General features: G+C 40.6%; 3 tRNA genes. All 3 read right to left on the reverse strand.

Annotated elements, in window-relative coordinates:
- Positions 1 to 455 precede the first annotated feature (455 nt).
- Positions 456 to 531 (reverse strand) — tRNA-Ala (locus C9J47_RS26825).
- Positions 532 to 603: 72 nt separating this feature from the next.
- Positions 604 to 679: transfer RNA gene (locus C9J47_RS26830), tRNA-Val, on the reverse strand.
- Positions 680 to 715: 36 nt separating this feature from the next.
- Positions 716 to 791 (reverse strand) — tRNA-Glu (locus tag C9J47_RS26835).
- Positions 792 to 839: the final 48 nt, after the last annotated feature.

The raw sequence follows: 839 nt of genomic DNA on the forward strand, positions 1-839 counted from the left end.
AACTAGGCTTATCGCAAGTTAATACGTCCTTCATCGCCTCTGACTGCCAAGGCATCCACCGTGTACGCTTAGTCACTTAACCATACAACCCCAAGAGGTTTCGTATGGCAACAACCAAGGTTTCTCTGCTTGTTCTTTTACAAGAGCAAGAGAGGATTTGTTTTCGCCGGACTCTTCTTTTGTTTCCACTTTTAAAAAAGTAAAGACAAAAACACAGACACTTGAATGTGTTTGTTTTGAGAACTCATTTTTATACTGTCTTTCGAAAAAGAAGTAATAAAAACATTTGTAATTCAATCATTCGATTGAATTTACTAGTCAGCTTTCCAGATTGTTAAAGAGCATTATGTTTCATTTTTCAGAAAAAAATGAACCACTTTTTAAACACATTAAATTCTTTAATACAAAGAAACATGCTTAAAAACTGATTCATTAATTTTTACTAACTAAGAAATTGGTGGAGCTATGCGGGATCGAACCGCAGACCTCCTGCGTGCAAGGCAGGCGCTCTCCCAGCTGAGCTATAACCCCAATTTATTTCTTCACACTAGTTACAATATAAATAGTAATTCTTTTTAATACAACTTAAAGGTATTAAAAGAATGGTGGGCGATACCGGGCTCGAACCAGTGACCCCCTCCTTGTAAGGGAGGTGCTCTCCCAACTGAGCTAATCGCCCACATGTTCCAGTTAAGATTTCATTCTTAAAGGGAAGTGGCGTCCCGTAGGGGAGTCGAACCCCTGTTACCGCCGTGAAAGGGCGGTGTCCTAGGCCTCTAGACGAACGGGACTTAGTTTTCTGCCAGCGTTGTTGGGCAACGCTAGCGCTCTTTTACATT

The sequence above is a fragment of the Photobacterium indicum genome, from assembly GCF_003026215.1.
GTDB classification, from domain to species: Bacteria; Pseudomonadota; Gammaproteobacteria; order Enterobacterales; family Vibrionaceae; genus Photobacterium; species Photobacterium indicum.